Origin of the sequence: Candidatus Hakubella thermalkaliphila (assembly GCF_013281975.1) — a bacterium.
In the GTDB taxonomy this organism is placed as follows: domain Bacteria; phylum Actinomycetota; class Humimicrobiia; order Hakubellales; family Hakubellaceae; genus Hakubella; species Hakubella thermalkaliphila.
Window position 1 is genome coordinate 1 of sequence record NZ_BLRZ01000109.1, and the last position, 5,656, is coordinate 5,656.

Genomic DNA, 5,656 nt, shown 5'->3' on the forward strand with positions numbered 1-5,656 from the left:
GAAGTAAAAGAAAATGAACGGCAAGTGAAAAACAAGACAAGCAGACGTGTTGTGAAGATTACAAAGGGCCCTTGGGAATTTCTTATTTACAATTCGATGGGGCATCTCGTGTGTGGTGAGAGCCACTCTGATCTCGATGTGCAGCAGAAGCTGAAAATAAAGACATTAAGCTATTACAAAGATGAGACAGGAATTGAGAGAGTGGTCGGGTCCTTTCGTGTTGCCCCTGACGAGCGCTTCTATGGATTTGGAGAGAAATTCACAACTTTGGACAAGAGAGGCCAAAAGATAATTGCCTGGAACGTAGACGCTTTGGGTGTAGGAACCGAAAAATCATATAAGAACGTGCCCTTTTTCATGAGCACGAGAGGCTATGGGGTGTTTATCAACTCCTGTGGTAGGGTCACATACCATATGGGGGATCTGTCCAATGTCTCCTATACAATCGAAGTAGAAGATCGTAAGCTCGACTACTATCTCCTCTACGGTCCTAGCTTTAAGGAGATCTTGGGTCAGTATACTGAAATCACTGGCAAGGCTCCGGTGCCCCCCAAGTGGTCCTTTGGGCTTTGGATGTCAAGGTTTTATTATAGGTCCAGAGACATGGTAGAAACCGTCTGTGATAATCTTAGAAGATGCGATATTCCATGTGACGTAATAAATCCGGACGTGTATTGGATGCGAGACCGCATGCTTTGCGATTTCACGTGGGATGAGACACGTTTTCCTAGTCCTGAAGACATGCTCTCCAGGATGGAAGAGAAGGGTTTCAAGCTCTGTCTTTGGGAACACCCCTACGTGTCCGTGGCGAGCGAGATGTTTAAAGAAGGAGAAGACAAAGGGTATTTTGCCACCAAAGAAGATGGCTCTGTTTATGAGATATATTCGGGACTGCCAGCAGCCATGTCCCCAGAAGAGGAGTTTATGGATTTGTCCAAGGATCTGCCTTCTGCTCCACCCAATGGAATTGTCGACTTCTCTAATCCCGAAGCGGTGAACTGGTATAAAGACAAACACCACCCCCTTTTGAGGATGGGAGTGAAAGTCTTCAAAACAGACTTTGGAGAGGAGATTCCAGAGGACGCCCATTTCTATAATGGCATGAGGGGGAAGGAAATGCATAACCTCTATCCTCTCCTCTACAATAGGGCAGTCTTTGAGGTAACAGAGGAGGTCACTGGGAGAGGTCTCGTCTGGAGCCGTTCGGCCTGGGCTGGCTCACAAAAATATCCTGTCCACTGGGGAGGTGATCCACAAACTGATTTTCCTAGCCTGGCCTGTACACTCAGGGGAGGGCTGAGCTTGGGTCTCTCGGGAATTCCCTTTTGGAGCCATGACATTGGGGGTTTCGCAGGGCCTAGACCCAGTCCTAAGCTCTACATTCGATGGGCCCAGTTTGGGCTTTTGAGTTCTCATGCCCGCTGTCATGGCATTACTCCTAGGGAACCCTGGGAGTACGGAGAGGAGGCCCTAAGTATATTTAGGTTCTACGCCAAACTGAGATATAGGCTCATACCTTATCTCTATTCGTACGCTCACGTAGCCAGCAAGACTGGATTACCGTTGATGCGGGCCATGGTTTTAGAGTACCAAGATGATCCTAATACTTACGACAAAGACCTGCAATATATGCTTGGTCAGGAACTTCTTGTGGCCCCCATCTTCGATGAGTCGGATAAAAGATACCTCTATCTTCCGCCAGGGAGGTGGATAGACTACTGGAATGGCAATGAATACGAGGGACCGGGAACAATATATTATGAGGCACCAATAGACAAAATTCCCCTCTTTGTGAAGGCTGGGGCCATCATTCCCATGGGACCGGAGATGAGCTACGTGGGGGAAAAGCCCTTTGATCCCATCACCCTGGACATCTACCCTCATGGGCTTTCTGAGTTTACCTTGTACGATGATGATGAAACTACTACCTTTCGTTGCCAGGGTAGCCAAAGGGAGCTGATGTTTGAGATCACTACCTCCCCCCGAACCTACCTTCTAAAATTTAATAAGATAAGTTGTCCCACAATGGTAGAGATAAATGGAGAAAGAATAGCTTCTTGTTCCAGTTATTCTGCTCTGGAGAGTAGTCAGCAAGGGTGGTGGTGGGACCCCTCTGCTCAGCTTTATGTGAAGACCAAGGCAGAAGGTGGGGCAAGAATTAGGGTACTTTGAGTAGCAGCATATCTTTCAGTTGTCTAGCTCATGTCTCCAGTGCAGTTATCTTCTGCAGCAGTTTACAGATCTGGTTCAACCTGGCCTGGACCGACCCCGACTTCCTGGCGGTTACGATGTTCTTGACAAAAGGGAGGAACTGTTATAATCTCTAAATAGACCGGGTGGTCGATATAACTTATCTCTGGGAGCTGCTTTGTAGCACCTTTGTAGGATGTTGTAGGGCGCACAGGTCTTATAATGCATCCAGGTGGTGAGAATAGGAGCCAGGTAGATGAATCTGGCTACTTTCTCCCTATTTACCAGCCTCTGACCCAAACTAAAGAGATTCTGGATCAGGTCACCTCTGAATCTTATGCCAGATTGGTGGCCATTTTAGAACAGTTTCCTACAGCCAAAATAACCCTCAATATAAATGCTTGTCTTACTGAGACTATCTCTGAGACTTCCAGGGAGGATTCTGGTTATGAAAGGGCTCGGGCCTTGACCGATGCGGGCCTGCATTGCTGCCAGTACTGGTGGGCCAGTTGCCGACCCTCCTGGAGCACAGACATGATTGAAACTGGAGCCAGACAATTGAGGGATGCCATTCTGGCTCTTAATGTCTCTCACCAGTCTGTAAAAGAGGAGGCTCAGGAACTCTACCATGAGATTATGAGCACTGTCTGGGAGTGGCAACGCTCGGGGAAGGCCAGACGCAAAGCCCAGGCCTATCTTCGCCCCCACTCCCAGGAGAAAAAAGAAGAGGCGCGGGAATGAAGGTTGACACATTGCCTCAGTGCTCTCCTGACGGGCACCCAAGAATATTTCCTCGGCTGGCTCAGAACTAAGTTTTGCAACGAAAGGCTGGATCTAGAAGAGCAAGGAGGTGGTGGGATATAGAGAGGTGGTAGTAGGACCCTGCCTTTTTGGCAGAGAGTAGGGGGACAGATGGAGGCCCCAAATTCCCGTAATGCAGGCAAATCCTGCATTAACAAAGTGCAAATACTCAGAGAGGGGGAAAGCATGAAAAGATGGTTAGGACGGAAAAGTTTCCTGGCTGTGCTGGTGGCCCTGCTTCTTGTTCTTGGTCGGGCCGGTACGGCGCTTGCGCTCAGAGACCCTCAGGGGGCGGGTTATTTACATGATCATGGTTGACAGGTTTGATGATGCCAACACTGCAAATAATAACCCACCAGAAAGCCCAAACTTGTTTGATTCAACTAGGACAAACTGGAGGGCTTATTGGGGCGGCGACCTGCAGGGTGTGGAAAGAAGGCTGGCTTATCTCCAGGATATGGGAATACGTGGTATATGGCTTTCGCCTGTGGTGGACAACATAAATGTGTTTGCACACATCAACCAGACGGGTTACCACGGATTCTGGGCGAGGGACTTCAAGAGAATTGAAGAGCGCTTTGGAGACTCGACAGTTGGACACTGGATAGTATACAGCAACCTGATTAACTCAGCTAGCGCAAGAGGTATAGGTATAATCAAGGATTTTGCTCCCAATCATACCAGCCCCAGGGGAACAGGAGAATTCGGAGTGTTGTTCGATAATGGGGTATTTGTGACCGATCATAGGCAGGATGCTACCCGTGCGAGTCTTAATACTGTGACCAAGAGCCAGGAAAATATATTCAGGCATAACGGTGGTGTGGCTAACTGGAATAACAGATGGGAAATAAGGTACAGGGAGCTCTTTGACTTGGCAGATCTCAATCAGCATAACAACTGGGTAGATAGGTATCTTAAGGATTCGCTCGGGCTCTATTTGGACCGCGGGATCTCAGGAATAAGAATTGATGCCTCAAAACACATGGATCAAGGATGGCTTAAAACACTGGCCGACTTTACCTATGCCAGAAGAAATGTGTTTATAATGCATGAATGGTATCAACGGTTTGGTGATGAAATGTACTGGGATCTTACGCATTTTGATAACAACGATGGTATGCATGCCTTGAATATACCGTTGGCTTATGTAATTAGAGATGTTTTTGCTCATAGAACGCAGACCATGAGAAATCTGGAAGCAGCCGTGACAAGACAAGCTACCGACTTCAACTGGAATCAAAAACTGGTGAATTTTGTTGATTCTCATGACAAACCGAGATTTCTTTCCATACGCAATGACAGAGTTGCCTTCCGTCAAGCCTTGGCTTTTATACTTACTGCGCCAGGTATACCACTGATATATTATGGCAACGAGCAATATCTGCATAACGATGGTGTAAACGAGGCAGGTCAGGTTGGCGGCGATCCGTTCAATCGCCCCATGATGGCCAGTTGGGACACCACTACTGCTGCTTTCAGATTGATAAGAAGCCTTGCAGGATTGAGGCAGACGAATGAGGCGTTAAGGTACGGGCTAACTACCACCCGGCATCTTACTGATGATGTGTATGTATTTGAGAGACGCTTCTTTAACGATGTTGTTTTGGTGGCCATAAATAGGGGCGTTGCTACTACGGCTTCCAATGTACCGACGGCACTTCCAAATGGGACTTACGCCGACCACCTGGGTGGATTGATGGGAGGAACCTCAATATCTGTATCGGGTGGAAGGATAGCTTCGATGAGTTTGCCTGCTACTTCAGTTGCAGTATGGCATTTCAATTCTACACCCAACGCGCCGTGGCTGGGTAGCATTGATCCGACCATCGGCAGGGCTGGGAACAGGGTAAGAATCGCTGGGAGAGGCTTCGGTACCGCTGCCGGCCGGGTTACGTTAACTAATGGTACTGTCAGCTGGGTGGCAACTGTCAATAGTTGGTCTGATGATTTTGTTGAATTCTCAGTTCCAGCCGGAATAACGGCAGCTTTGAACACAAGGAATGTTGATGTATTTATAACAACGGCAGCAGGAACTCATAGCAACAGAGTGGCATTCGGGATACTAAGTGAAAGGCAGGTTCCAGTTGTATTTAGAGTCGAAAACACTATAGGGATGACATTGGCAACAGTAGCTGGACAACATCTGTTTTTGACCGGCAGTGTTCCGGAGCTGAGCAACTGGAGCGATAGAAGTTCAATTGCGGTAGGGCCGATGCTATGCCCCGATTGGCCAGCTTGGTTTACTATGGCCTCGGTTCCTGCAAGTAGGACTATTGAGTTCAAGCATATCAGAAGCACGCTTGGTGGCACTGGTATATGGGAAACGGGCGCAAACCATGTGGTAACTACACCTGCCGATGGAGTGGGTACCGTTGTGGTACAGGCGCGACGATAGCTGTTAACATGATCCAGATATCCGAATAAGGAGGCTGCGGGACCTTTCGGTCTTTGAGTTGGCCACCTACCTTGTGGTCAGCCAAGCGCCGGGTGGTGCTCTGTCCCTGCTGTGGGGTCAAGGTAGAAGAGCTTCAGTGGGCTGAAGCCTATCAGAGGTGCACCACCCGTTTCGCTTAAGTAGGTGGCTAAACTGTGTGAGATTGGAGAAGAGCCCTATTTTTATGAACACAATGTGGATTTCTTCCGAGTTTTGGTAGATGAGGTACGT

At 48.3% G+C, this 5,656-nt stretch carries 4 protein-coding genes; all 4 read left to right on the plus strand.

Features of this window, described 5'->3' with window-relative positions:
• The coding region (locus HW443_RS09045; RefSeq protein WP_219857237.1) for a TIM-barrel domain-containing protein at nt 1-2,172 on the plus strand (2,172 nt) is incomplete at its 5' end.
• 240 nt (nt 2,173-2,412) lie between these two features.
• Nucleotides 2,413-2,931, plus strand: coding sequence for a polysaccharide deacetylase family protein (locus HW443_RS09050; protein ID WP_176226505.1), 519 nt, complete (start codon nt 2,413-2,415; stop codon nt 2,929-2,931).
• A gap of 246 nt (nt 2,932-3,177) precedes the next feature.
• Nucleotides 3,178-3,309: a hypothetical protein gene (locus HW443_RS13395; protein ID WP_258188971.1), complete on the plus strand. Its 132-nt coding sequence runs from the start codon at nt 3,178-3,180 to the stop codon at nt 3,307-3,309.
• Nucleotides 3,296-5,386 carry an alpha-amylase family glycosyl hydrolase gene (locus HW443_RS09055; RefSeq protein ID WP_176236915.1) on the plus strand — a complete coding sequence of 697 codons (2,091 nt, stop codon included), beginning with the start codon at nt 3,296-3,298 and terminating at the stop codon, nt 5,384-5,386. Before HW443_RS13395 ends, HW443_RS09055 begins: the two co-directional genes overlap by 14 nt.
• The last annotated feature ends 270 nt before the right edge of the window (nt 5,387-5,656 follow it).